Source organism: Actinosynnema sp. NPDC023794 (genome assembly GCF_040639675.1).
GTDB lineage: Bacteria > Actinomycetota > Actinomycetes > Mycobacteriales > Pseudonocardiaceae > Actinosynnema > Actinosynnema luteola.
Window position 1 is genome coordinate 37,965 of record NZ_JBFAFR010000013.1, and the last position, 24,717, is coordinate 62,681.

The window sequence follows — 24,717 nt, forward strand, 5'->3', positions numbered from 1 at the left end:
CCCGGTGAATCCCGCTGATAGGAACCAGGCATGACGAGAACAGCGGTCGTGACCGGTGGCGGGACGGGTATCGGCAAGGCGGTGGCCGCCGAACTGGTCAAGCGGGGCTTGGACGTCGTGGTCACCGGGAGGCGGGCGGACGTCCTGACCGCCACCGCGTCCGAGATCGGCGCACGGGCGGTCGTGTTCGACGCCGCCGACCCCGAGCAGGTGCGGGAGGCGTTGGCCGAACTGCCCGAACGGGTGGACGTCCTGGTGAACAACGCGGGCGGCAACCAGGCCCGCCGCCGTCCCGCGCCCGAGGGGTTGGCGGACGTGCGCGAGCTGTGGCTGGCGAACTTCGAGTCGAACGTGCTCAGCGCCGTCCTGGTGACGACCGCCCTGGAGCCACGCCTGGCCGACGACGCCAGGGTGGTCACCATCGGCTCCATCGCCGCCCGGCGGGGTTCGGGCAGCTACGGCGCGGCGAAGGCGGCAATCGAGGCGTGGACCGCAGATCTGGCCTTCGCGCTGGGCGGGCGGGGCATCACGGTCAACGTCGTGTCGCCCGGCGTCACCGAGGAGACCGAGTTCTTCGGCGGCACGCTGTCCGAGGAGCGGCGCAGGAAGCTGGTCGGCAATCCGGCCAACGGCCGCACCGGCACACCCACCGACGTGGCCGCCGCGGTGACGTTTCTGACTTCACCGGAAGCCGGCCACCTGACCGGTCAGGTCATCGGCGTCAACGGCGGCGCAGGCCTCGGCCGCTAACCGCCGCCCACCGACCCATCGCTGCCCTGCCCGACCCGCTGAGTCCACCGAACCGCACCGCCCCACCCGTGGTCGCCGCCGGCCGGCCGCTTTATCCGGCTAACGTGAGAAATGCGGTTCGGGTTGTCCCAGGTTGCACTCTTCGCCCAGTCGGGTGATCCGCGACCCCGACCCAACCACGCCACAACGGACCCGGAGCCACCCACCCCGACCCCACCTGACCTACCGTGTGCTCATGCGGGTGTGCGTGTTCTGCGGTTCCTCCAGCGGACGGGTGAGGCACGTCGAGGCGGCTCGGGAAGTCGGCCGCACGTTGGCCGAACGGGGCATCGAAGTGGTCTACGGCGGCGGACGGGTCGGGACGATGGGTGCGCTGGCCGACGGCGCGATGGCGGCGGGCGGGTCGGTCATCGGGGTGATCCCGCGCAGCCTGGTCGACTGGGAAGTGGCGCACGAGAATCTCACGGAACTCCACGTCGTCGAGTCCATGCACGAGCGCAAGGCGTTGATGGCCGAGCTGGCCGACGCCTTCGTGACCCTGCCGGGCGGCGCGGGCACGTTGGAAGAGCTGTTCGAGGTGTGGACGTGGGCCCAACTCGGCCTGCACGCCAAGCCGGTCGCGCTGCTCGACGTCGACGGCTACTTCACGCACCTGATCAAGATGATCGACCACATGGTGGAGGAAGGGTTCCTCAAGCCGCCCTACCGGGACATGCTGCTGGTGGACCACGATCTCGACCGGCTCCTCACCCGGTGTGGCGATTACCGGACCCCTGACTACACCTGGACCGACGACAACCCCCTGTCATAGCCCCAAACCCCTGCCACGGCACGGGGAAATCGGTACGGTGAAGGTTCAACCCGAAGGGTTTTCGCAAAGTTTCGCGCCATCCGGGGGGAGCGGGCGATGGACATCGAACACTGGGGGCGACGGTTGGCGGAGCTGTGCGAGGCGCACCAGGTGCCTGGCGCTTCGCTGGCGGTCCTGGTCGACGGCGAGATCCACGAGTGCGCGACGGGAGTGCTGCACCGCGGCACCGGCGTCGAGGCCACCACGGACTCGCTGTTCCAGATCGGCTCGATCACCAAGCTCTACACCGCCACCTTGATCATGCAGCTGGTCGCCGAAGGCGCGCTCGACCTGGACGCGCCGGTGATCTCCGTGCTGCCGGAGTTCGCCGTGGCCGACCCCGTGGCGACCAAGACCGTGACGACCCGCCAACTGCTGTCGCACACCAGCGGCATCGACGGCGACTTCTTCCACGACACCGGGCGCGGCGACGACTGCGTGGCCGCCTACGTCGCGGCGTGCGCCGGCCTCGGCCAGAACCACCCGCCGGGCGCCACGATGTCCTACTGCAACAGCGGGTTCACCGTGCTCGGCCGGGTCATCGAGGTGCTCACCGGCCAGGTCTGGGACGACGTCCTGCGCGAACGCCTGCTCGACCCGCTCGGTGCGCGCAGCACGGTGACCCTGGCCGAGGACGTGCTGCGCTTCCGCTCGGCCCTGGGCCACCTCGGCGAACCCGGCGAAGAGCCCGTGCCCGCACCCGTGTGGGGACTGGCCAGGTCCGCCGGCCCGGCCGGGACGATCAACGCCACCGCGGCCGACGTCGTCCGCTTCGCCCGGCTGCACCTGGACGGCGGCCGGGCCCCGGACGGCACGGTGGTCCTGCCCGCCGAGCAGGTGACCGCGATGCGCCGGCCGTTCGTGCAGCTGCCCGCGGGCCCGGCGCACCACATGTGCTGGGGCCTCGGGTGGATCGTCTACGACTGGCCGGGCGGCCCGGTGATCGGGCACGACGGCGCGACGGTCGGGCAGAAGGCGTTCCTGCGGGTCGTGCCCGGGTCGAACGTGGCGATCGCCCTGCTCACCAACGGCGGCGTGCCCGCCGAGGTCTACCAGCGGCTGTTCACCGAGATGCTGGCCGAGCTCGCCGGGGTCGAGGTGCCGGACTTCGAGCCACCCGCCGAGCCGCCCGAGGTGGACGTCTCCCGGTACGTCGGCTCGTACGTGCGCGAGGGCTACGACGTCGAGGTGACCGAGCAGGACGGTGTGCTGCACCTGCGCGGCGAGAGCATCGGCGAGCTCGCCGCGATCAACGCGGTGACCAACGCGGTGCTCGTGCCGGTGGAGGAAGGGCTGTTCGCCGCACGGCGCAACGAGCACGAGCCGTGGGTGCCGGTGGTGTTCTACACGCTGCCGGACGGCTCGCCGTACCTGCACTTCAGCCTGCGCGCCACGCCCAGAGGGACGGGGACGGCCCGCCTCTAGCGCAACGGCACCAGGTGAACGCGCCGGGGAAAGGGGGCCCACCGCCAGGAACCGACCGAGGCGGACCAGCCACCAGGGACCAGCCACCGAAAGACCGACCGCCAGGAGAACGGCCGGCCGTCAGGGAAACGGCCAGCCGTTCGGGCGGCAGACCTTGCCGTCCGTCGGAATCGTCACCCCCCGCGGCACACCCGCGATGATGGCGGCCACCTCGTCGTTCGACGTGCTGAACGTCTGCTGCATCATCACCGGCGCGACCCCGCCGTGCGCCGCGCACGGCCGGTGGCCTTCGCCCAACGCGTGCCCCACCTCGTGGTTGACCACGTACCGGCGGTAGGAGATCAGGTCGCCGTCGAACGCGACCGCGCCGCGCACCCACCGCGCCGCGCTGAGGTGCACCAAGCCGCCGTTGCGGCACGACACGTCCACCGGGATCTCGTACCCGCACACCGCACGGGCGGTGTTCTGCGAGGTCAGCCGGATCCGGATGGTCGCGGGCCCGGTCACCCGCCGGAACGCGACGTCACCGCGCGCGGTCCAGCTGCGCGGGTCGGACAAGGTCTCCTGCACGAACGCGGCGAACCCCTGCTCGTCGTAGACCACCCCGTCCTCGACCTCCACCGAGTACGTGCGCACGACCCCCGCACCGACGACCGGCGACGACCCCGGCACGGCGTGGAACGTCCCGTGGCCGTCGGTCGGGATCGGGCCGCCGTCGGGCAGGTCCGAGCTGGACGCGTACACCCGCTCAGCGGCAGCCGTAGTGGTCGGAGCGGCCGACGTGGTCCGAACCGCGGCGCTGGTCGTGGTCTGGTGAGTGGTGGTCGCGGCCGACTGGGCGGCGGTGCGCTCGCCCGCGAACTGGACGAACGTCAACAGCAGGGCGGTGACGCCACAGGCGAACAGGACCACGCGGACGTTCATGGTCCCCAAGATCGGGACGAACTGTGAAGAACCTGTTGCCGTCCTGCTCGATGGCGGTGAAGGTCGGCATACTGCGGTCGTGTGCGCCCACATCCTCGTCGCCGAGGACAACCCCCACCAGGCCGAACTCGTCCGCCGCTACCTGGAGCACGACGGGCACTCGGTGGTGGTCGTGCACGACGGGCGGTCCGCGATCGACGAGGCGCGCCGCCGCGGCCCGGACCTGCTGGTGCTCGACGTGATGATGCCCGCGGTGGACGGGCTGGACGTGGTGCGCGTGCTGCGCGCCGACTCCGACGTGCCGATCGTGCTGCTCACCGCCCGGTCGGCGGAGGACGACGTGCTGCTCGGGTTCGACCTCGGCGCGGACGACTACGTGACCAAGCCGTTCCGGCCGCGCCAGCTCGTCGCCCGCGTCCGCACGATCCTGCGCCGCGCCGGCCGTGCCCGCGTCACGAACGCCGCCGTGCTCAAGGTCGGCGACATCGTGGTCGACCCGATCCGGCACGAGGTGACGCTGGCCGGTGAGCCGGTGGTGCTGACCCCGACCGAGTTCCGGTTGCTGTCGACGCTGGCCGCCCAGCCGCACCGGGTGTTCACCCGCGGCCAGTTGCTCCAGGACGGCTTCACCACCGAGCGGACCGTGGACGTGCACGTGGTCAAGCTGCGCCGCAAGATCGAGCACGACCCGCGCCGGCCGCGTCGGCTCCTGACCGTCTACGGGATCGGCTACAAGCTGGTATGAGCCTGCTCTTCCGCATCTTCGCGGTGTCCCTGGTGATCGCCGGCTCGTCCATCGCGGTCACCGCCTGGCTCGCCACCCAGGCCACCACCGGCAGCATCCGCCAGGAGCAGGGCGAGGCGCTGGCCACCGACGCGTCGATCTACGACCGGCTTCTCGGGTACGCCGCCGACCACCCGTCCTGGGCGGATGTGCAGTCCACAGTGGACACGATCGCGCGCGAGACCGGCCGGCGGATCGCGTTGACCACGTGGGACCGCACGCCGATCGCGGACTCCGGTGACGCGGGCTCGCCGCAGCTGCCGGTGAACCCGACCGTCGTGGTGGACCCGCTGAACGTGAACCCGGTGCTCAAGCCGGGCGGGGTGGACGAGATCGACCCCCGCGCGGTCGGGCCGTTCAAGCTCACCCGGGCCGAGAGCGAGGAGCTGCGGGTCCGGGCCGAGGCCGTCGCCGCGTGCGACGGGCGGACCGTGGTGGTGCAGCCGAACGGGCGCCCGGTGCTGCGCGGGCAGCGCACCGTGCCGCCCGCCAGGTACGACGAGTGCCCGGTGGACGACGCGCTCTTCACGGCCACGGAGACGGAGCAGAAGGCGGGCGCCGAACTGTACGAGCTGGTCAAGGACTGTCCCGGAGCGCCGGGTCTGAAGGCGGCCTTGACGCCGTGGCTGTCGCGGGACGGCGGCGACTGGTCGCGCCCGACCGCGGAGAGCCCGCCGGGGGAGGAGGCGTGCCTGGCCTCCGCCCGGCGGCAACAGCTCGCGCCGCACGTCGCGCCCGCCGCCCTGCTGTTCCTGACCGAGCCGACGGGCGCCCGACCGGAGACCGTCGACCTGTCCACGGCGGGCGTCACCCGCATCGCGTGGACGGCGCTCGGCATCCTCGCCCTGGCCGGGCTCGCGTCCTGGCTGACGGCCAACCACCTGGTCCGGCCGATCCGCGCCCTCACCGCCGCGACCCAGCGGATGGGCGCGGGCGACCGGGAGGTGCGCGTGAGCGCGGCCAAGGGCGAGATCGGCGAGCTGGCCAGGTCGTTCAACGCCATGTCGGCCAAGCTCGCCGACACCGAGCGGCAGCGCCAGGCGATGGTCGGCGACGTCGCGCACGAGCTGCGGACGCCGTTGAGCAACGTCACCGGGTGGCTGGAGGCGGCCCAGGACGGCGTCGCGGCGACCGACCGGCGGCTGGTGGCGTTGCTGGCGGAGGAATCCCTGGTGCTGCAACGGCTCGTGGACGACCTGCACGACCTCGCGCAGGCCGATGCGGGCACGTTGCGCCTGCACCCGGAGCCGATCGACGCGGCCGACGTGATCGAGCAGGTGGTGGCCGCGCACGCCAACGGCGACGTCACCGTCACCGGGCGGACCGAGGGGGAGCTGTTCCTGGTCGCCGACCCGGTGCGGTTGCGGCAGGCAGTGGAGAACCTGGTCACCAACGCGATCCGCTACACACCGGCCGGCGGCGCGGTGTCGGTCACGGGCCGGCTCGACCGCGGCGTCGTGATCGAGGTGGCCGACACCGGCGTCGGCATCGCGCCGGACGACCTGCCGCACGTGTTCGACCGGTTCTGGCGGGCCGACAAGTCGCGCAGCCGCAGCACCGGCGGCAGCGGCCTCGGCCTGGCCATCACCCGGCACCTGGTCGAGGCGCACGGCGGCACGGTGACGGCCGCCGGCGAACCCGGCTCGGGCGCGACGTTCCGGATCACCCTGCCCGCGCCCTGAGGTCAGCTGTCCTTGACGGTGATCCCGAGCGTGTGGGCGAACGCGGGCGCGAGGTCGATCGCCTGGGTGAAGGTGATCGTCGCGCCGCGCAGCGAGGCGAAACCGTTGCGGATGCCCAACTCGGCGGCGTCGCGCAGGTCGACCTTCTTCAACACCACGCCCTCGAACCGGAGGTCTTCGAGCGTCGAGCCGGGGAACGTGACGTCGGTCAGCTCGGCTTCGGTGAAGTCCACGTCGCGTAGGACGCAGTTGACGAACGCGACATCGCGCAGCTTGGCGCCGCGCAGGTTGACCGAGACGAGCTTGCAGCCGAAGAACGCGACGCGGCTCAGCCCGGCCTCGAACATCGCCACCCCGGCGAACGCGCTGTTCACGACTTCCGCGTCGAGCCACCCGGTTTCGGCCAGGTCGGTGCCGATCACCTGCACGCCGTGCAGCCACACGTCGTTGAACCGCGACCGCCGCAGTGATCCCTCGGTGAACCGGACCGTGGACAGCGCCGACTCGCTGAACCGCGCGTTGCCGGCGGCGAGTTCGTCGAACTCCTGGTCGGCGATGTGGACGACGTTGTAGTCGCCACCCGACTCCAGCCGCCCGCCGTCGTGGTCTTCCAGGTAGGCGGCGAACGGCAGGTCCGCGAGCGTGCGGGGTTCCGGCATGCGGGGGATGGTAGTCGGCTGTCGAATAACGCCGTGCTCCGGCGATAGGTGAAGGGGGATGTGCAGGAGGGAAGCAACCGATGTCTCGATTACGAAGATCCACGGGCGCGCTGCTGCTGGCGGCCGTCGTGTGCGCCGGGGCCTCGACCGGCCCCGCGTTCGCCGGCCCCGCCACCGACCCGGCCGCCACCGACCCGACCACAACAGGCCCGACCACAACAGGCCCGACCACCACCGACCCGACCGAACCTGTCACGACCGAACCGACCTCCACCGACTCCGCCACGGCCACCGTCCCGATCAAGGTCCAGCGCGGCCACTACACGGGAGTCGTCTACGGCGACCGGAACGGCGACGTGGCGCTGGACCCGGGCGAGGCCCTGGTCGACGTGCACCTCAGCGCGACCGGGGGCGTGCCCCACGCCTCGTACTCCGCGGTGACCGACTCCACCGGCCGCTTCACGTTCCACGACCTGCCGCACGGCGAGTACCGGACGACGGTGCACAACTTCGACTGGTCGTTCCAGGTCCCACCGGTCCACGTGGACGGTGTGGACGACCCGGACGTGGTGATCCGCGGCGCGCACCTGGTGGACCGGGTGCTCACCGCCGCCGCGAGCTTCGACCGGCCGAGCTACCGGCTCGGTGACACCGCCCGCATGACGCTGGTCCTGACCAACAGCGGATCCGCCCCGCTCCCGGGGATCACGGCGGCGTGCGATTCGCCCGGCGGGACGCCCGTCTTCGAGGACCTGGTGGGAGCCGGCGTCACCGTGCCCGCGAACTCCACCTGGACCACCAGCGCGCCGGTCACGATCAACGCCGAGGCCGTGGCCAGGGGCGCGCTGGTGGTCGACTGCACCTTCGGCTCCCCACCGCACTCCAACGGGTACGTCTTCGCCCGCGCGATCGCGAGGGTGCCCGGCGGCAGGGCGGACCTGGTCGTCGGCCAAGTGGGGTTCTCCAGCCGCCCGCCGACGTTCAGTCCCCGGCCCGGCCCGCCGCTGCCGAACGTGAAGGTGTACTTGAAGGACCAGGTCACCGGCGCGGTGCTCGCCCGCGCGATCACCGATGCCCTGGGCCGCTTCGAGTTCCGCGACGTGCCGGCGGGCGTGCACGACTTCGGCGTCGTCGGACCGTACGCGGCCCTCGGCAACCGGCAGTTCCAGGACTTCCACGTCCGGGTCGGTCCGTACCAGGACGTCGGCTTCGTCTACGTCACCACGGGACCGGACCAGCCCGATCCCGATCCCGCGCCACCGCCCGGCGACCCGTCCGAGCCCGCACCGCCGGGCGCCGGGCCGGGTCGACAGCCGACGCTCGCGGCGACGGGGGCGGACGTCGCCTGGCTCGCGCTGGGCGGTCTGCTGACGCTCCTCGCCGGCCTTGGCCTGGTCACGCGCGCCCGGAGGAACCGCGCCTGACCGCGCGACCACGTGAGGCGGGCCCGCGACGCCCGCCTCACGTGGCGGTGCCCACATCCTCTATTGGGAACGATAATCATCTTGTTAGGTTCACGGCGTTCTGTCGCCGAACGCTGGGACGACCCGTGCGCCACCGCTCCTCCACCGCCCTCGTGGCGTGTGCCCTGCTGCTGACCGGCTGCTTCGCCCCTGGCGCGGAACCGACCGGCGGGCGGATCAAGCTCGCCATGCTGCAACCGCCGCGTTCGGGCCTGACCCCGTTCAGCGACGACGCGTTCAAGCTCTCGCGGTGGTCCACCGCGGAAACGCTGGTCACCCTCGACGCGGACGGCGACGCGGGGCCCGGCCTGGCCACCGGGTGGCGGCGGGTCTCCGAGCACGCCTGGGAATTCACCGTCCGCCCCGGCGTCACCTTCCACGACGGCACCGCGCTGACCGCCGCGGCCGTCGCCAACACCCTCACCCGCGCCACCACCGCCTCGCCCAAACCGCGCATCCTCGACGGCGTCGAGCTGACCGCCGAGCCGGCGGGGGACACCGTCACCGTCACGACCGGCACACCTGATCCCCTGGTGCCCCAACGGCTCTCGTCACCCCAGTTGGCGATCCTCGCGGAGAGCGCGTACCGCGCGAACGGCAAGGTCGACCCGGTCGGCACGGGCACCGGACCGTTCCGGCTGGTCGCGGTGAACGGCACGACGACCGCCACGCTCGACCGCTACGACGGCTACTGGGGCCCGAAGGCCGCCGCCGAGGGCATCGACGTGTCGTTCGTCCCCGACGGCACCGCCCGTGCCGCCGCGATCCGCAGCGGTGAGGCGCACATCGCCGAGGCCGTGCCGGTCTCGCAGGCGGCTTTGCTCGACCAGGCGACGATCACCGAGGTGCCGATGCCGCGCACCAACACCCTGTACCTGAACACGAAGACGGGACCGTTCCAGGACAGGGGCTTGCGCGCCGCCGCGCGGGAGGCGATCGACGCGGCCGAGATCGTCCGGGGCGTCTACGAGAGCCGGGCCGACGTGGCCGAAGGGCTGCTGGGACCCGCGCTGCCGTGGGCCGCCGCCGGACGCGCCCCGCTCGCCGAGCGCACGAAGGCCGCCGACCCGAAGGGGGTCGCGATCACCCTGGCCACCTTCTCCGACCGCGCCGAGCTACCCGAGGTCGCCTCCGTGCTGCAGCAGCAGTTGCAGGAGGCGGGGTTCACCGTGACGCAGGTGGTGCGCGAGTACGCGCACATCGAGGAGGACGCGCTGGCGGGGAAGTTCGACGCGTTCATCCTGTCCCGGGCGACCGTGCTGGACTCGGGCGACCCCGTCGCGTACGTGCAGTCGGACTTCACCTGCGCGGGCTCGTTCAACATCGCCCAGCTGTGCGACGCCGACGTGGACGCGGCGGTGCGGACCGCCGCCGCCACCGAGGCGGGCGACCAGCGGCGAGCCGCGATCCTGGCGGCCGAGGCGGCGGTGCTGCGGACCGACGCGGCGATCCCGATGCTGCACGAGCGCGTGATCCAGGGCGACGCGATGTCGGTGGTCGACTCGGTCAAGGACCCGCGCGAGCGAACGCTGATCACGTCGGCGACCCGGCTGCGGTGACCGCGCTGGTCGCCCGCGTCGGCGGGCTCGCCGCGGTCGTCGCGGTGATCGGGTTGCTGCCGTGGCTGTCCGGGCGCGACCCGGCGCTGTCGGTGCTGCGCGCCCGTTCCGCCGAGCAGGAGCCGACGGCGGAGGCGCTGGACGCGGTGCGCCGCGAGCTGGGCCTGGACGCCGGTCCGGTGGCGTTGTTCGGCGACTGGCTCGTCGGCGTGCTGCGCGGCGACCTCGGCCGGTCGTGGGTCGGCGGCGACGAGGTGCTGCCCGCCGTGCTGTCGGCGCTGGGCGTCTCGCTGGCGTTGATGGGCGCGGCGCTGGTCGTGGCGTTGGCGCCGGCCGCCGCGCTGTCGGCGTCGACGATCGTGCGCGGCGCCCGCGGGACGGCACGTGCGCGCACCGGGGCTTCGGCCGCGGTGCTCGCCGCGTTGCCGGAGTTCCTGGTGGCCACGGTGCTGCTGGTGGTGCTGTCGGTGTGGCTCGGTTGGTTCCCGCCCTACGGCTGGCAGGGGCCGCAACACCTGGTGCTGCCCGCGTTGGCGTTGGGTCTCCCGGCGGGCGGCATCCTGGGTCGGCTGGTGGACGACGCGTTGCCCGCCGTGTTCGAGGAGCGCTGGGTCGTGCTGTGGCGGTCGTGGGGGTGTTCGCCGGGTGCGATCGGACGGGCCGCGGCACGTCGTGCGCTGCCCGCCGTGCTGCCGCAGTTCGGGCTGGTCGCCGTGGGGTTGACCGGGGGAGCGGTCGCGGTGGAGGTGGTGTTCGCCGTGCCGGGCCTGGGCCGGACCGCGCTGGGCGCCGCCGAGGCGCAGGACCTGCCGCTGCTGCAGGGGTCCGTGCTCGCGCTCGTGCTGCTCGGGTCGGTGGGCGGCGCGCTCGTGGCCGGTGTCCGGCGGCGGATGCTCGGGCAGGCGTTGCGCGACGCGGCGCTGTCCGCTCCGCCGCCCGTGGCGGTCCCGGTCGGTCGGCTGCACCGCGTGGTCGTCGTGGTCGCCGCGGTGGTGCCGGCGGTCGTCGTCTGCTGGGGACTGGTGGGTGAGCCGCTGCGGGTGGACCCGGCGGCCCGGCTCGCGCCGCCGGGGTGGGCGCACCCGTTCGGCGCGGACGCGCTGGGCCGTGACGTGCTGGCCAGGGTGGGGCACGGCGCGGCGGCCACGCTCGGCGTCACGGTGCTGGTGTGCCTGTGCTCGTTCGCGGTGGCGGTGGTCGTCGGCTTCCTGCCCGGCTTGGCCGAGGGCGCGGCCGAGACCGCCAACGCCGTGCCGCCCGTGATCGCGGGCATCCTGGTCGCGGCGACCGTCGGCCCGGGCACGGTCGGCGCGACCATCGCGGTCGGCCTGGTGTCGTGGCCACCGCTGGCCGCCCACGCGGCGGCCCTGGTCCGGGAGAACCGCGCGGCCACGCACGTCACCGCGTTGCGTGCGCTCGGCGCGGGACCGTCCTGGATCCTGACCCGGCACGTCCTGCCCGCGGTGGCGGGCCCGGTCGCACGGCACGCCGTGCTGCGCCTGCCGGGTATCGCCCTGGCCTTGGCGTCGTTGGGCTTCCTCGGGCTCGGCGCGCCGCCGCCGACGCCGGAGTGGGGTCTGATGCTGGCCGAGTCGCTGCCGTACCTGGAGCGCGCGCCGTGGGCGGCCCTCGCCCCGACGGTGATGCTGCTGCTCCTGTCCACGTCGGCGGTCTCGCTCTCGACCTTGCCGAGGAAGCGGTGATGCCGCCTCCTCGGCGTGGCACCACCTCAGGTTGCCGACGACGGAGGTGTCCTGAGTGGACGGTCAGGTGCGCTCCGCGATAAACCCGTTGCGCTGCCCGGTGGGTCAGGGCAAGCTGATCTCACACCCACAGCGGAAGGCGGGAAGTCATGGCGCACATGCGGCAGCACGAGCTCCTCCTCCTGCTGAGCTGTGCGGACTCCCCGCCGTGACGTGACCGCGTCAGGCCTGCGGGAGCCGCCCATCGGGAGACCGATCCGGGCGGCTTCGTCGTTTCGCGGAGCGGATCCGCTCGCGGTTCTAGCCCAAGTGGTAGAGGCGTCTGGTTGAGGGCCAGTCCAGTCGGGGTTCGAATCCCCGGAACCGCACCACGCCCCTGTAGCCCAACGGAAGAGGCATCGCGCTCAGAACGCGACCAGTCCAGGTTCGAATCCTGGTGGGGGCACGGATGTTCTCCTGAACGTGCGTCGGCACGTGGAATACGCGGCGGTCGGCAGGAGGTTGGTGCGTGCATGACCGAGACAGGATTCGACCCGCACGCGCTGCTCGCCCAGAGCAAGATCGGCGTGCTCGCGACGATCAAGGCCGACGGCCGTCCCCAGCTCTCCCCGATCATGCCCTCCTACGACCAGGAAGCGGGCGTCATCCGGGTGTCGACCACGGCAGGGACCGCCAAGGTCGCGAACCTGCGCCGCGACCCGCGGGTCGCGCTGGAGGTCACCAGCCAGGACGGCTGGAAGTGGGCCACGGTCGAGGGCACGGCCACGATCACCGGGCCGAGCACGGACCCGCACGGTCCGGAGGTCGAGGAGCTGGTGGACTACTACCGCCGCGCCGCGGGCGAGCACCCCGACTGGGACGAGTACCGGGCGGTCATGGTGTCCGACCGGCGGGTGCTCGTGACGATCACGGTCGACCGGGTGTACGGGACGAAGTCCGACTGATGCGCGCGCTGCCCGTGCGGCACCCGCGGCACGGGCAGCGCGGCCGGCTACCACCGCCCGAAGCGCACGGCCTCCTCGAACGGCTGACGTCGGCGCGTCCACGGTGACGCGCCCTCCGAGACGCCCTGCTCCGCGGCGTGCCCGATCGCGATCGCGCCGATCGGCACGTGGCTCGCGGGCACGCCGAACTCCGCGCGCAGCCGGTCGAAGTCGTCCTCGGCGATGCCGAAGTACACCGCGCCGAGCCCTTCGTCGACTGCGGTCTGCAGGATCAGCAGCACGGCCATCCCGGTGTCGATGTACCAGAACGGCACCGGCCAGTGGTCCTCGCTCCGGTCGGTCCACCCCTTGTCCGGCTCGGCGTACCGGTCCAGGTAGGCGTCCTTCACCGCGAACGCGACCACGACCACCGGCGCGGTCTTGGCCGTGTCCCGGGTCCACAGCCGGCGGACCGACCCGTGGAACGCCGCCGTCTCCTCGCCGCGCAGCACGAGGAACGCCTGACCCTGCGAGTACCCGGCCGACGGACCGCGCAGCGCGTTGCGCATGATCCGCCGCACGCTCTCGTCCGACACCGGCTCGTCGGTGAACTCCCGCACCATCCGCCTGCGCCGGACCACGTCCTGGAACTCCACGAGAACCCCGCCTCCTCCTCGGCCGAACCCCGGCTCAGCGCAGGGTCGGCACGTCACCGTTGCCCACCCGGACGACCTCGACACCGCGCAGCCCGCTCCGCCACGAGGCAACCACATCGGCCAGCCCGGCGGGAGACACCGGGCGCCGGCCCAACCCGATCGCGTACCGGACCGCGTCCGGCCTCCGTTCGACCGGTCGCGGCCAGGCGTGCGCGTCCGGCGTCCCGGCCACCTCCAACGCCGTGAGCAACGCCCGCATCCGGCCGCGCACCGGGCCGACCAGCTCGTGCGGGACGGTGACCAGTGCCCACGCGGCGTGCGCGCGGTGCGCGTCGGGCGGCGCGGACAGCCCGGGGGCACCGGCTTCCACGACCTCCCACGCCCGGTACAGCTCGGCCGTCAGCAGGTCCCGGAACCCCGGGCCGACCTGTTCCGTGCAGGAACGCACAGGTGCGGTCGGCGTCATGATCGTCACCGGCGCGCCGGTGCGCTCGGGCGACGCCACCACACCGATCGGGTCACGCCAGTCCCACGCCGCCCAGGTCGCGAAGAACCCGGCGAGCAGGTCCGGCCCGTCCCACTCGCGCACGGTCCGCGCCGCGAGCACCGACCACCCCAGCCCCGGCACGCCACCGAACGGCGCCGAATCCAGGCCGCGCGCCCGTGCCCACGCCTTGACCACCCGTGCCAGCCGCGCGAAGTCCTCGCCCCGCCCACCGACCGCCGCCGACACCGCCTCCGCGTCACCGACCGCGCTCAACGCGACCCCGTCGCCCGCGGCCACCGCGAGGTCCACCCCGAGCCCGTCCACGACCAGGCGGAATCCGGGCGACCGGGCGCCGACCACCGGCCGGACGGCCACCCCGGGCAGCGCGGCGGCGACCCGCTCGGCCACGGTCGTCGGATCCGCCACCTCCGCGACGAGGTCGAGGTCGGCATCGGGCAACCCGCACCCCATCCGCCGCGAGCCGACGACGTGCACCACGTCCGGCGCGACCGACCTGGTGCCGACGTCCGACCGGGTGTCTGCGGCCGGCGACGGCTTCGGGGCGTCGTCGAACGTCCGGGTGCCCAGCGCGGCCGACAGAACGCGCGTGACCCGGTCGGCCACCGCGTCCAGCGACGGTCCCGGCGCGGTGGCCGGCTCCTCGAACCACCGCACCTCGCCGGTGCCCAGCGCGACCGCCGCGCGGGGCAGCATGGGCCCGTCGCCCCGCCTCGACAGCACCACCACCTCGTCCACCCGGTCCGACCTCGCGCCGACCCCCTCGGCCGCCTGCCGCGATCCGCCGACGGTGAGGTGCGGGGTGAAGTCGTCCCTGGTCCGGCAAGCGGGGAACCGCCGCCGCACCGCGTCGTGCAGCGCCGTCCACGGCGTGGCGCCGGCCGCGGCCGGGTCGAGCCACACCACGTCCGGCCCGAACTCCCGCACGCCGTCCACCAGCACCGGGAACGGCGGCACCTCGGCGACCGCCTCGGACAGCAGCGGCACGGCCCGGTCGAAGTCGGCCTCCGGCACGAACCCGAACAGCAGCGTCACGTGCGGTGGCCACCGGTCGGCCCGGCGGTCGTGCTCCCGCCGCACCCGTTCGACCTCCTCCCACGGCCCCGGCAGCCACACCACGGCGGTCCGCGGCGTCGGCGGCGAGTCGAGCGCGCCGGCGGACGGCACGACGGCCGCCAACCGCGCCAGCACCCCGTAGTGGTCGGAGGCGAACCGGCCGTCGACGGGTCGATCACCGACCAGCTCCGCGCCGGCGCACCGCAACCCCCCGCGCACGAACACCCGGTCCAGCCGCGACCGGCGGCCGGACAGCGAGGACACCGCCGCCAGCGGGTTCACCACCGGGTCGAAGGTCGGCGGCTCGTCGTCACGCGCCTCCAGCCACGCGTCGCGCATCCCGAGCGCGGCGGCCGGCCGCCGGCCACCGTCGTTGAAGTCGCCGACCAGCACCACGTCGCCCTCCACCCCGGCGAACGCCTCCGCGACCCGCCCGAGCTGGGCCCGCCGCTTGGCCGGCCCGTTCGCGGTGTGATCGCTGGTCAGGTGGGTGGCCGCGACGACGAGCGGCCCACCTGCGGTCTGCACCACGATCGCGGCGACGGCCTTGTGCGCGCCGAGCGGGAACCGGGCGGCCTCCAGCACGGGCAGCCGGCTCAGCACCACCAGCCCGGTGCGGTCGACGTCCGGTCCGGTCGGGTCGACGTCGAGCGCGTAGCCCGCACGCACCCACGGCTGGGCGATGAGCGCGGCGAGCAGGTCGGGCTCGACCTCCTGCAACGCGATGACGTCCGCGTCGGCCGCCGCCAGTTCGCCGAACAGCAGGGGACGGCGGCGGGCCGTGTCGATGCGATCACTGTCGTAGCGGTCCCACAGCACGTTCCAGGTGAGGACCGCGGTGGACGGCGCCGCCTCCGGCGACGCGACCTCGCGAGCGGGCGTCCAGCCGTGCAGCGGGTCCCAGGAGTGCGGGGTGCTCGCGGTGAAGACCGGCGCACGCAGGCGGCGCGGCGCGCGCACCCGGCCCGCCGCCGACTCGCCGACCCGGTCGAGCCCGGTGGCCCGGTCCCACACCACCTCGCCGTCCGCCTCCACGAACAGCACCCGGTGCCACGGCACCTCACCGCCCGGCGTGAACGCGGGCAGCGCGACCCGCTTGGGCCGCGCCCCGCGCTGCTGCACGCCGAGCACGAACCTCGCCGGGTCGAAGCGCGGATCCCAGCGGACCTGGTGGTAGACCTGCTCGCTCGTGCGCATCACGACTCCCCGGAATCGTCCGCGGAGTCCGCGGAACCGCCCGCGCCGACGTACCAGGTGCGGTGGGCCTGCCACGGGTAGGGCGGGCTGAACCGGCGGGCCTGCGCCTCGAGCACGGCGGGCGGCACGGTGTGCGCCCGCGACCCGTTGCGCCGGGCGACCTCCCGTTCGTCGACCAGCACCACCGCGTGCGTCACCATCGCATCGTGCCGCCGCGCGACCGCGCGCACCAACGCCCGTTGCTGCCCGACCAGCGAAGTCGCGTCCCACACCGCGGTCCGGTGCGCGCGCAGCGCCGCGTCGAGCCGGTCGAGCCCAGCCCGCAGCACCCGGGCGTTGGCCCGCTGGTCGGCCCGATCACCCGCCTCCTCGCGCAGGTCGTCCAAGGACACCCGGACGTCGGCCGGCAGCCCGGCCGCGAACGTCGACTTGCCGCTGCCCGACAACCCCACCAGGTGCACCAACGACCCGAACCCGCCGGCACGCCACCGCCACGTCGCGGCGAGGGCCTCCTCCACGTCCGGCACCCGTCCGGCCCGGATGCCCGCGTCCCGCGCCTCGGCCCAGCACCGGTCGGCCGCCGGCCCCAAGCGCTCGCGCAACCCCGACCGCAGCCGGTCGAACGACCCGACGTCCTCCGCGTGCAGGGCGGACCAGGCCACGTGGTCGCGCGCGTCCGCGTCGGGCGCGACGGCGGCCGACACGGCGTGCAGCACGTCGAGGTCCACCGCGGTCGAGAAGCGCAGCAACCCGGCCCGCCGCGCCTCGTCCGGGAACGGCTCGTGCAGCAGCCGGTGCAGCCCCACGAGATCACCGACGCGCCGCGCCACTCCGACCCCTGCCGGACCCGCCAGCAACGACATCACCCGCCCGCGCCGAAGCCGGCGCGCCACCACCGCCAGCACACCCGCCAACCGGGCTTCCCCGCTCAACTGCGCCGCCACCGCCCCGGTCGGCTCCACGTCACCCTCGTCGCCCTGGAGCCCGACCGCTTCCAGCAGCACGGACAGGTCGAACGGCGCGCCGGACCGCACGTCCCACAGCACGGACCCGGGCCCGAGCCCGTTCGCCACCACCGGCGCCGCCATCCAGTGCGCGTCGGTCCGCACGTGGTGCGCGCGCACCCACTTCGCCACCCGCCGCCCGAACTCGGCCCGTCCGAACCCCTCGACGGTCCGCACGACGAACCCCTCCTGTCGCGCCGCGTCGACGCGCAGCCGGCGCAACGCCCGCTCGTCGAACACCCCGCGCCACAGCACCGGCGGCACGGGCACGCCGAGGTCGCGCAGGAACCGCGCGGTCCGGTCCCAGTCGAGGCAGCGGTCGCCGTCCCACACGGAGAACCCGTAGAACCAGCTCTCCAGGTCCGCGTACCCGATCGAGTGACGTGCGTAGACGTTCTCGCCGCAGATCCGCCATCCTCCGGGCAACCGCGACCCGATCCGCCCCTGGAGTCCCTTGACCCACGACCGGGACGGGTGGTGCGCCGAGTCGAGCGACCGCGCGTGCACCCCGTCCGCGTACAGGGTGGTGTTCTCGCCGTCGAGCTTCTCGGTGACCACCACCTCACGGCCCCGCAGCGCGTCCAGGTCGGCGACCCGCACGTCGTCCGCCGACGCGCCGGGCGACCACGGCAGGTGCGGCGTGCGCGGGTACGGCGTGCGCATGACCCCTCCCACCACTGGATGCCGGGTGAACGATAGAGATCGCCGACCCCGGTGATCGACCGGTTTTCGGTGGTGTCCCGGTCGGCCCGGGCGACTGGATACGATGCCGGTTCGACGAAGGTCGAAGAGAAAGGACGAACGTGGAAACGCTCGAGTTCCAGTCGGAGGCGCGTCAGCTCCTGCGGCTGATGATCCACTCGGTCTACTCGAACAAGGACACGTTCCTGCGCGAGCTGGTGTCCAACGCCTCGGACGCGCTGGACAAGCTCAGGCTGGAGATGTTCCGGGACAAGGACCTGGTCGCGGACACGTCGGACCTCCACGTCGCCATCGAGGTGGACCGGGAGGCGCGCACGCTCACGATCCGGGACAACGGCATCGGGATGACGCGCGAGGACGTGATCGGGCTCATCGGCACGATCGCCAAGTCCGGCACGGCCGAGTTCCTGCAGAAGCTGAAGGAGTCGAAGGACTCCGCCGCCTCGCAGGACCTCATCGGCCAGTTCGGCATCGGCTTCTACTCCTCGTTCATGGTCGCCGACAAGGTCACGCTGGTGACCAGGCACCCGCGCGCGGAGGGCGTCCGGTGGGAGTCCACGGGCGAGGGCACCTACACGGTCGAGGACGTCGACGACGCGCCGCAGGGCACCTCCGTCACCCTCCACCTCAAGCCGGCCGACCCCGAGGACCACCTCGCCGACTACACGTCGACCGCGAAGATCACCGAGATCGTCAAGAAGTACGCCGACTTCATCACCTGGCCGATCAGGATGGCGAAGGAGGACGGCGCCGAGCCGACCACGATCAACTCGCGCAAGGCGCTGTGGGCGCGGCCCGCCTCCGAGGTCACCGAGGACGAGTACGCCGAGTTCTACCGGCACGTCAGCCACGACTGGAACAAGCCGCTCGAGACCATCCGGATGCACGGCGAGGGCGTGTTCGAGTACCAGGCCCTGCTGTTCATCCCGTCCCAGGCGCCGCTGGACCTGTTCATGCGCGAGCGCAAGCGGGGCGTGCAGCTCTACGTCAAGCGCGTCTTCATCATGGACGACTGCGAAGAGCTGATGCCGGAGTACCTCCGGTTCGTCAAGGGCGTGGTGGACGCCCAGGACCTGTCGCTCAACGTGTCGCGCGAACTGCTCCAGCACGACCGCCAGATCCAGCAGGTGCGCCGCCGGCTGGTGAAGAAGGTGCTCTCGACCGTCAAGACGATGATGGCCGACAAGCCCGAGTCGTACGAGACGTTCTGGCGCGAGTTCGGCGGCGCGGTCAAGGAGGGCCTGCTCGCCGACCCCGACAACCGCGACGCCATCCTCGACATCGCCTCGTTCGCCTCCACCGCCGACCCGGAGAAGCCGACCACGCTCGCGCAGTACGTCGAGCGGATGAAGGACGACCAGCGGCACGTCTACTACATGACGGGTGACTCGCGGGCCACGGTGGAGAACTCGCCGCACCTGGAAGCGCTGCGGGCCAAGGGCTTCGAGGTGCTGATCCTCACCGACCCGATCGACGAGATGTGGGTCGACGCCGTGCCGGGGTACAAGGACAAGACGTTCCAGTCGATCGCCAAGGGGCAGGTCGACCTGGAGACCGACGAGGAGAAGGCGCAGGCGGAGGAGCGGCAGAAGGACTTCGCCGACTTCCTGGCGTGGTTGACGACCACCCTGTCCGACCAGGTCAAGGAGGTGCGGCTGTCCTCGCGCCTGACCACGTCGGCCGCGTGCGTCGTCGGCGACGCGCACGACCTGACCCCGACCCTGGAGAAGATGTACCGGGCGATGGGCCAGGAGCTGCCGCCGGTCAAGCGGATCCTCGAGCTCAACCCCGACCACGCCCTGGTCGCCGGCCTGCACAAGGCCTTCGCCGACCGCGGGGGCGACGACGCGTCGCTCGCCGAGTCGGCCGAGCTGCTCCACGGCATGGCGCTGCTCGCCGAGGGCGGCGACCTGCCCGACCCGTCCCGCTTCGTCCGGCTGATGTCGGCACACCTGGAGCGGGCCCTGTGAGGTCCTGATCCGGGTGCGGGCTCCCGGTCACCGCGACCGGGAGCCCACCCGACGAAACGACCCCTTCACCGAGGCCACTCGACCACCGCCACACAACAGACCCGCGGCACCCGCACCTGGGCCCGATGTGACCTGGGTTCGGGTGCTTTGGGCTGCCTGGAGTGCCCGTACGGGCCCCAGGTCACATCGAGCCGGCCCCAACCACCGCCGATCGAGCCCCTCTCACCGGGCTCAACCGCAAGCCGGTGAGCCTCACGTGTCCGAGCACAGGCGGTGCGTCCCTCGTGAGAACGATATGGGGCAGACTCTGGACCGTCGTCACAAAAGTGCCGTATGTTCGCCGTCATGGAGTTGCTGGGGAAGGTCGCGGTGGTCACCGGCAGTGGCCGTGGTCTGGGCCGGGCGTACGCGGAAGCCCTGGCGCGGGCGGGAGCGGCGGTCGTGGTCAACGACGTGGACGCCGAAGCGGCGGACGCGGTGGTGAAGACGATCGCGGCCGACGGCGGACGCGCGGTGGCCGTGGTCGCGCCGGTCGGTCCCACCGCAACCGCGAACCGGCTGGTCGCGACCGCCGTCGAGGAGTTCGGCGGGCTCGACGTCATGGTGGCCAACGCGGGCATCCTGCGCGACCGGGTGCTGTGGAAGATGTCCGACGACGACTTCGACGCGGTGGTCGACGTGCACCTGCGCGGCACGTTCACCTGCGCCCGCGCGGCGGCGGTCCGGCTGCGGGAGCAGGGCCGGGGCGGCAGCCTGGTGCTGATCTCGTCGCCCGCCGGTCAGCGCGGCAACTTCGGGCAGACCAACTACGCGGCGGCGAAGGCGGGCATCGTCGCCATGGCCCGCACGTGGGCGCTGGAGCTGGCCCGCGCGGACATCGCGGTCAACGCCGTGGTGCCCGTCGCCGCGACCGAGATGACCCGGACGATCCCGGCGTTCGCGCCCGTCATCGAGGAGGCCGAGCGCACCGGCGCGCCGTTCCCGGACTGGCTGCGCCGCGACGAGGGCCTCGGCACGGTGGAGGACGTCGCGTCGTTGATCGTCTTCCTCGCCTCCGACGCGGCACGGCGGATCACGGGCCAGGCCATCGGCATCGGCGGCGACCGGCTCGCCTTGTGGGCGCACCCCCGTGAGAAGGCGGTGGCGCTCGCCGACGGCGGGTGGACCGCGGACGCCATCGCCGAGTCGTGGGCGACCGGCGTCGGCGCGGCACCGGAGACCTTCGGCATCCCCGCACCGCAACCGCCGGAGGCCTGACGTGGTCCTCGCGCTGGACGAACTCGTGGCCATCGACGTGCACACCCACGCCGAGGTGTCGAGGGCCGGCCACCCCTCGTTGAGCCCCGAACTGCTGGCCGCGTCGGCGAAGTACTTCGGCGCGCACGGCCACCGCCAACCGACCGTCGACGAGACCGCGGCGTACTACCGGGAACGGCGGATGGCGGCGGTCGTCTTCACCGTCGACGCCGAGCACGCCACCGGCCACCCGCGGATCCCGAACGAGGAAGTCGCGGAGAACTGCGCCGAGCACGCCGACGTGCTGATCCCGTTCGGGAGCGTCGACCCGTGGAAGGGCCGCGCGGGCGCGCGGGAGGTGCGCGGGCTGGTCGAGCGGCACGGCGTGCGCGGCTTCAAGTTCCACCCCAGCCTGCAGGGCTTCGCGCCGAACGACCCCATGGCGTACCCGTTGTACGAGGTCATGGAGGAACTCGGCGTGCCCGCGCTGTTCCACACCGGGCAGACCGGGATCGGCGCGGGCGTGCCCGGTGGCGGCGGCATCCGGCTGAAGCACTCCAACCCCATGCTGGTGGACGACGTCGCGGTGGACTTCCCGGAGCTGCGGATCATCCTGGCGCACCCGTCGTTCCCGTGGCAGGACGAGGCGTTGGCGGTGGCCACGCACAAGCCGCACGTGCACATCGACCTGTCCGGGTGGTCGCCCAAGTACTTCCCGCCGCAGCTCGTCCGCTACGCCGACTCGCTGTTGCAGGACAAGGTGCTCTTCGGCTCGGACTACCCGGTGATCACGCCGGACCGCTGGCTGGCGGACTTCGAGGCGCTCGACCTCAAGCCCGCCGTCCGCCCCAAGATCCTCAAGCACAACGCGGCCAGGCTGCTCGGCCTCGACACCACGGACTCGGAGCGCACATGACCACCACCGTCAACGGGCCGGCGGAACTCCTCGCGCTGGCCGGGCACGACCTCGGGCACACCGGGTGGCGCGAGATCACCCAGGACCGGATCGACACCTTCGCCGACGCCGCCGACGACCACCAGTGGATCCACGTCGACCCGCAGCGGGCGGCAACGGGACCGTTCGGCACGACCATCGCGCACGGCTACCTCACGTTGTCGTTGATCATCCCCATGTTCGGGGAGCTGCTGGCGGTCGACGGCGTCCGGATGAGCGTCAACTACGGGCTGGACAAGGTGCGCTTCCCCAGCCCGGTGCGCGTCGGGGACAAGATCAGGCTTGCCGGCCGCGTCGTCTCGGTGGACGAGGTCGCGGACGGCGGCGTCCAGCTGGTGCTGGACTTCACCGTCGAGATCGACGGCTCGGACAAGCCGGCGTGCGTCGCGCGCGCCGTGTACCGGCACTACCCCTGAGGGGGCCACCACCATGTCGACCACGCCGAACGCACCCAACGTCCAACTCCGCCGCGCCGTCGCGTCGAGCTTCGTCGGCAGCGTGATCGAGTACTACGACTTCCTGCTCTACGCCACCGCGTCCGCCGTGGTGTTCAACAAGGTCTTCTTCTCCTCCCTCGACCCGCTGGTGGCCACCATCGCGAGCTTCGGCACGTTCGCCACCGGCTACCTGGCCCGCCCGCTCGGCGGAGTCCTCTTCGGACACTTCGGCGACCTGTTGGGCCGCAAGCGGATGCTCGTGCTGACCATGACGTTGATGGGGGCGGCCAGCTTCCTCATCGGACTGCTGCCGACCTACGCCCAGGTGGGCTGGCTCGCACCGGTCGGCCTGGTCGCCCTGCGCGTGGTGCAGGGCATCGCGGTCGGCGGCGAGTGGGGCGGCGCGGTGCTGATGTCCGCCGAGCACGCCACCCGCAGGCGCGGGCTGTGGGCCGGGTTCACCAACGCCGGCGCGCCGTGCGGGATGGTGCTGTCGACGTTGGCGCTGACCGCGACCGCCGCGGTGGTGGGGGAGCGGGCGTTCCTGGAGTGGGGCTGGCGGATCCCGTTCCTGATCAGCATCGTGCTGCTCGGCATCGGGTTGTTCGTGCGGCACCGGGTCGAGGAGACGCCGGCGTTCCGGGCGGTGCTCGACGCGGGAGTCAAGCGGCGAGCGCCGGTCGTGGAGGTGTTGCGCCACCACCCGCGCGTGCTGCTGCTCGGCATCGGCGTCGGGTTGGCGGCGTTCGTGGCGCAGTCGACGTTGACGACGTTCGTCCTGGCACACGGCGTTGCGGTCGGTCACGCGCGGCAGACCGTGCTCAACGCGCTCACGCTGTCCTCCGCCTGCGCCGTCGTGGGCATCCTCGCTTTCGCGGCGGCGTCGGACCGGTTCGGCCGGCGGCCGGTCGTGGTGGCGGGCGCGATCGCGATGGCGGTGTACGCGTTCGTGCTGTTCCCGTTGGTGGACAGCGGTGACACGGTGCTGCTGACCCTCGCGCTGGTGCTGGGTCAGGGCGTGATCCACCCGATGATGTACGGGCCGCTCGCGGCTCTGTACAGCGAGCTGTTCAGCACGGAGAACCGGTACACGGGCGCGTCCTTGGGCTACCAGGTCGCCGGGCTGGGCGCGGGCGTCGCGCCGGTGCTGTTCGCCGAGATCCAGCGGGCGAGCGGGGGACAGGGCCTGACGCTGATCTCGTCGACCATCGCCGGGTTCTGCGTGCTCACCGTCGTGTGCGTGCTGGCGCTGAAGGAAACCGGCACGCGCGACCTGCAACCGGCCGCCGTCACCTGACCGGACCGCGTGAGTCCTACCTCCACACCGCGTGAGTCCTACGTTCAGGACCACCGTGTCCTACGTTCAGGTGCCCCGAGTTCAACACTCAGGTCACGCGACCCGAGCGGTGCGCCAGGTCGTCCAGCCGCCGTGCGATCGCGTCCGCGGCGGCACGCAGGTCCGGCACGAGGCGGTGCAGGTCGGTGCGCACCGAGCGGACCACGATGCCCAGCGCGCCGGGCGGCTCGTGGCCCTCCGCCGGGATGGCGACGGCGACCGAGCACGAGCCGAGCGTCATCTCCTCGTTGGTCAGCGCGTACCCGCGTTCCGCCGTGGCGCGCAGTTCGCGCGCCAGCCGCGCCCGTTCGGTGATCGTGTAGCGGGTGTGGCGGCGCAGGGGCCGTTCGAGGTAGCCGCGCACGAACTCGGGGTCGGCCCGGGCGAGCAGGGCCTTGCCGACGCCGGTCGAGTGCAGCGGCAGCCGGGCGCCGGTCCGGGAGATGATGGGCACCGAGCGGTGGCCGCAGAGCTTCTCCACGTACAACGCGTCGAAGCCGTCGTGCACGGCGAGGTGGATGTTCTCGCGCGTGGCCTCGTAGAGGTCCTGCATGAACGGCAGCGCGACCTCCCGCAGCCGACCTGCCACCGGCGTCAGCGTGGCCGCCTCCCACAGGCGCAGGCCGATGCTGTAGCACCCGCCGGCGTCACGTTCCAGCGCACCCCACGACACCAGCTCACGGGCCAACCGGTGCACCGTCGCCAACGGCAGGTCCGCGCGCCGCGCGAGCTCGGTCAGCGTGAGCCGCGGGTGGTCGGTGTCGAACGCGCCGAGCAGCGCCAGCGCCCGCCCGGCCATCGAACGCCGGGGCGCGTCGCGGTCGACCGCCATGCAGGTCCTCCTTCGAACGCCGGACACCGGAACCTAACCGCCCGGCCGGCGCGGAATCGCCGCGACTTTCACCCAGTGGAAGTCGATCCTGGCGAACGGCCGCACGCCG

General features: G+C 72.8%; 20 protein-coding genes and 2 tRNA genes. 16 read left to right on the plus strand and 6 right to left on the minus strand.

Translation table 11 applies throughout. The features are described 5' to 3' along the window. Positions 1-30: 30 nt before the first annotated feature. The 3 genes from AB0H12_RS24985 to AB0H12_RS24995 all read left to right on the plus strand — a co-directional run bounded on the left by AB0H12_RS24985 (position 31) and on the right by AB0H12_RS24995 (position 3,025). Positions 31-750, plus strand: a complete 720-nt coding sequence (locus tag AB0H12_RS24985) for an SDR family NAD(P)-dependent oxidoreductase (protein ID WP_499625735.1) — start codon at positions 31-33, stop codon at positions 748-750. A gap of 235 nt (positions 751-985) precedes the next feature. Further along, on the plus strand, positions 986-1,561 hold the full coding sequence (locus AB0H12_RS24990) for an LOG family protein (RefSeq protein WP_499625736.1): 576 nt from the start codon (positions 986-988) through the stop codon (positions 1,559-1,561). Positions 1,562-1,657: 96 nt separating this feature from the next. Next, positions 1,658-3,025: a serine hydrolase domain-containing protein gene (locus AB0H12_RS24995; RefSeq protein ID WP_499625738.1), complete on the plus strand. Its 1,368-nt coding sequence runs from the start codon at positions 1,658-1,660 to the stop codon at positions 3,023-3,025. 120 nt (positions 3,026-3,145) lie between these two features. Here AB0H12_RS24995 and AB0H12_RS25000 read toward each other — a convergent pair whose 3' ends face one another. After that, the gene (locus tag AB0H12_RS25000; protein ID WP_499625740.1) at positions 3,146-3,949 is read right to left on the minus strand and encodes a DUF3152 domain-containing protein; all 804 of its coding nucleotides are present in this window, start codon (positions 3,947-3,949) and stop codon (positions 3,146-3,148) included. Positions 3,950-4,028: 79 nt separating this feature from the next. Between AB0H12_RS25000 and AB0H12_RS25005 the strand changes: the two genes are divergently transcribed. Next, positions 4,029-4,694 (plus strand): response regulator, encoded by a 666-nt coding sequence (locus AB0H12_RS25005; protein ID WP_499625742.1) that lies wholly within the window; start codon positions 4,029-4,031, stop codon positions 4,692-4,694. Next, a complete protein-coding gene (locus AB0H12_RS25010) occupies positions 4,691-6,415 on the plus strand; it encodes a sensor histidine kinase (RefSeq protein WP_499625744.1) in 1,725 nt (574 codons plus the stop codon). The genes AB0H12_RS25005 and AB0H12_RS25010 overlap by 4 nt, the downstream gene beginning before the upstream one ends. A gap of 2 nt (positions 6,416-6,417) precedes the next feature. On the opposite strand, the gene AB0H12_RS25015 is transcribed toward AB0H12_RS25010, so the two are convergent. Next, complete coding sequence (locus AB0H12_RS25015) at positions 6,418-7,074, minus strand: pentapeptide repeat-containing protein (protein ID WP_499625746.1); 657 nt, start codon at positions 7,072-7,074, stop codon at positions 6,418-6,420. A gap of 80 nt (positions 7,075-7,154) precedes the next feature. Between AB0H12_RS25015 and AB0H12_RS25020 the strand changes: the two genes are divergently transcribed. From AB0H12_RS25020 to AB0H12_RS25045, 6 genes are all read left to right on the plus strand, one after another. Continuing rightward, positions 7,155-8,498, plus strand: coding sequence for a carboxypeptidase regulatory-like domain-containing protein (locus tag AB0H12_RS25020; RefSeq protein WP_499625748.1), 1,344 nt, complete (start codon positions 7,155-7,157; stop codon positions 8,496-8,498). 125 nt (positions 8,499-8,623) lie between these two features. Continuing rightward, entirely contained in the window at positions 8,624-10,096 is a 1,473-nt protein-coding gene (locus AB0H12_RS25025) for an ABC transporter substrate-binding protein (protein ID WP_499625749.1), read from the plus strand. After that, on the plus strand, positions 10,093-11,799 hold the full coding sequence (locus AB0H12_RS25030) for an ABC transporter permease subunit (protein WP_499625751.1): 1,707 nt from the start codon (positions 10,093-10,095) through the stop codon (positions 11,797-11,799). The genes AB0H12_RS25025 and AB0H12_RS25030 overlap by 4 nt, the downstream gene beginning before the upstream one ends. A 294-nt stretch (positions 11,800-12,093) precedes the next feature. Next, positions 12,094-12,170 (plus strand) — tRNA-Leu (locus AB0H12_RS25035). A gap of 1 nt (position 12,171) precedes the next feature. Beyond that, positions 12,172-12,244: transfer RNA gene (locus AB0H12_RS25040), tRNA-Leu, on the plus strand. A gap of 67 nt (positions 12,245-12,311) precedes the next feature. Continuing rightward, positions 12,312-12,743, plus strand: coding sequence for a PPOX class F420-dependent oxidoreductase (locus AB0H12_RS25045; RefSeq protein WP_499625753.1), 432 nt, complete (start codon positions 12,312-12,314; stop codon positions 12,741-12,743). Positions 12,744-12,790: 47 nt separating this feature from the next. Here AB0H12_RS25045 and AB0H12_RS25050 read toward each other — a convergent pair whose 3' ends face one another. Genes AB0H12_RS25050 through AB0H12_RS25060 form a run of 3 tightly spaced genes read right to left on the minus strand, consistent with a single transcriptional unit; the run spans position 12,791 to position 17,803 of the window. Continuing rightward, a complete protein-coding gene (locus tag AB0H12_RS25050) occupies positions 12,791-13,378 on the minus strand; it encodes a nitroreductase family protein (protein WP_499625756.1) in 588 nt (195 codons plus the stop codon). Positions 13,379-13,412: 34 nt separating this feature from the next. After that, complete coding sequence (locus AB0H12_RS25055; RefSeq protein WP_499625758.1) at positions 13,413-16,136, minus strand: RNA repair domain-containing protein; 2,724 nt, start codon at positions 16,134-16,136, stop codon at positions 13,413-13,415. Next, on the minus strand, positions 16,136-17,803 hold the full coding sequence (locus tag AB0H12_RS25060; RefSeq protein ID WP_499625760.1) for an RNA ligase family protein: 1,668 nt from the start codon (positions 17,801-17,803) through the stop codon (positions 16,136-16,138). Before AB0H12_RS25060 ends, AB0H12_RS25055 begins: the two co-directional genes overlap by 1 nt. A gap of 188 nt (positions 17,804-17,991) precedes the next feature. Between AB0H12_RS25060 and htpG the strand changes: the two genes are divergently transcribed. The 5 genes from htpG to AB0H12_RS25085 all read left to right on the plus strand — a co-directional run bounded on the left by htpG (position 17,992) and on the right by AB0H12_RS25085 (position 23,737). Then, the gene (gene htpG / locus AB0H12_RS25065) at positions 17,992-19,812 is read left to right on the plus strand and encodes a molecular chaperone HtpG (RefSeq protein WP_499626001.1); all 1,821 of its coding nucleotides are present in this window, start codon (positions 17,992-17,994) and stop codon (positions 19,810-19,812) included. Between the two features lie 345 nt (positions 19,813-20,157). Beyond that, the gene (locus AB0H12_RS25070) at positions 20,158-21,069 is read left to right on the plus strand and encodes an SDR family oxidoreductase (protein ID WP_499625762.1); all 912 of its coding nucleotides are present in this window, start codon (positions 20,158-20,160) and stop codon (positions 21,067-21,069) included. Between the two features lies 1 nt (position 21,070). After that, a complete protein-coding gene (locus AB0H12_RS25075; RefSeq protein WP_499625763.1) occupies positions 21,071-21,964 on the plus strand; it encodes an amidohydrolase family protein in 894 nt (297 codons plus the stop codon). After that, a complete protein-coding gene (locus AB0H12_RS25080) occupies positions 21,961-22,419 on the plus strand; it encodes a MaoC family dehydratase (protein WP_499625765.1) in 459 nt (152 codons plus the stop codon). The genes AB0H12_RS25075 and AB0H12_RS25080 overlap by 4 nt, the downstream gene beginning before the upstream one ends. A 13-nt stretch (positions 22,420-22,432) precedes the next feature. Continuing rightward, complete coding sequence (locus AB0H12_RS25085; RefSeq protein WP_499625767.1) at positions 22,433-23,737, plus strand: MFS transporter; 1,305 nt, start codon at positions 22,433-22,435, stop codon at positions 23,735-23,737. Positions 23,738-23,825: 88 nt separating this feature from the next. Here the strand turns inward: AB0H12_RS25085 and AB0H12_RS25090 are convergent, their stop codons facing one another. Continuing rightward, on the minus strand, positions 23,826-24,608 hold the full coding sequence (locus AB0H12_RS25090; RefSeq protein WP_499625768.1) for an IclR family transcriptional regulator: 783 nt from the start codon (positions 24,606-24,608) through the stop codon (positions 23,826-23,828). Between the last annotated feature and the right edge of the window lie 109 nt (positions 24,609-24,717).

Excerpts from the sequence above, each read along its gene's own strand:
- AB0H12_RS24985 (WP_499625735.1), top strand. The coding sequence starts at position 31 with ATGACGAGAACAGCGGTCGTGACCGGTGGCGGGACGGGTATCGGCAAG.
- AB0H12_RS24990 (WP_499625736.1), top strand. The coding sequence starts at position 986 with ATGCGGGTGTGCGTGTTCTGCGGTTCCTCCAGCGGACGGGTGAGGCAC.
- AB0H12_RS24995 (WP_499625738.1), top strand. The coding sequence starts at position 1,658 with ATGGACATCGAACACTGGGGGCGACGGTTGGCGGAGCTGTGCGAGGCG.
- AB0H12_RS25000 (WP_499625740.1), bottom strand. The coding sequence starts at position 3,949 with ATGAACGTCCGCGTGGTCCTGTTCGCCTGTGGCGTCACCGCCCTGCTG.
- AB0H12_RS25010 (WP_499625744.1), top strand. The coding sequence starts at position 4,691 with ATGAGCCTGCTCTTCCGCATCTTCGCGGTGTCCCTGGTGATCGCCGGC.
- AB0H12_RS25015 (WP_499625746.1), bottom strand. The coding sequence starts at position 7,074 with ATGCCGGAACCCCGCACGCTCGCGGACCTGCCGTTCGCCGCCTACCTG.
- AB0H12_RS25020 (WP_499625748.1), top strand. The coding sequence starts at position 7,155 with ATGTCTCGATTACGAAGATCCACGGGCGCGCTGCTGCTGGCGGCCGTC.
- AB0H12_RS25045 (WP_499625753.1), top strand. The coding sequence starts at position 12,312 with ATGACCGAGACAGGATTCGACCCGCACGCGCTGCTCGCCCAGAGCAAG.
- AB0H12_RS25055 (WP_499625758.1), bottom strand. The coding sequence starts at position 16,136 with ATGCGCACGAGCGAGCAGGTCTACCACCAGGTCCGCTGGGATCCGCGC.
- AB0H12_RS25060 (WP_499625760.1), bottom strand. The coding sequence starts at position 17,803 with ATGCGCACGCCGTACCCGCGCACGCCGCACCTGCCGTGGTCGCCCGGC.
- htpG (WP_499626001.1), top strand. The coding sequence starts at position 17,992 with ATGATCCACTCGGTCTACTCGAACAAGGACACGTTCCTGCGCGAGCTG.
- AB0H12_RS25070 (WP_499625762.1), top strand. The coding sequence starts at position 20,158 with ATGGAGTTGCTGGGGAAGGTCGCGGTGGTCACCGGCAGTGGCCGTGGT.
- AB0H12_RS25080 (WP_499625765.1), top strand. The coding sequence starts at position 21,961 with ATGACCACCACCGTCAACGGGCCGGCGGAACTCCTCGCGCTGGCCGGG.
- AB0H12_RS25085 (WP_499625767.1), top strand. The coding sequence starts at position 22,433 with ATGTCGACCACGCCGAACGCACCCAACGTCCAACTCCGCCGCGCCGTC.
- AB0H12_RS25090 (WP_499625768.1), bottom strand. The coding sequence starts at position 24,608 with ATGGCGGTCGACCGCGACGCGCCCCGGCGTTCGATGGCCGGGCGGGCG.